The 292-nt window shown below is 61.0% G+C and carries 1 protein-coding gene; it reads right to left on the bottom strand.

The window, feature by feature from the left end:
- Positions 1 to 292 (bottom strand): carboxyl transferase domain-containing protein (locus EOB49_RS35175; RefSeq protein ID WP_281060643.1); only part of this gene is annotated, 292 nt, incomplete at both ends.

The following is a 292-nucleotide window of genomic DNA, read 5'->3' as shown; positions in this document are numbered from 1 at the left end:
CGAAGGGCGACAGGAAGCGATCCTCGTAAGCCTTTGTGTGGGCTGCGATCTTTTCCGCGTCACCGATGTCCTTGCGATAAATGATCTCGACCGCGCCCCTGGCGCCCATCACCGCGATCTGCGCCGTTGGCCAGGCATAGTTCATGTCGCCGCGCAGATGCTTTGACGCCATCACGTCATAGGCGCCGCCATAGGCTTTGCGGGTGATGACGGTGATCTTCGGCACGGTGGCCTCGGCATAGGCGAACAGGAGTTTCGCGCCATGCTTGATCAGGCCGCCATATTCCTGCGC

This window comes from Mesorhizobium sp. M7A.F.Ca.MR.148.00.0.0 (genome assembly GCF_003997735.1).
Classification (GTDB): Bacteria; Pseudomonadota; Alphaproteobacteria; order Rhizobiales; family Rhizobiaceae; genus Mesorhizobium.
Note: the sequence above shows the minus strand (reverse complement) of the source record. Positions and strands in the feature narration are given on the sequence as shown.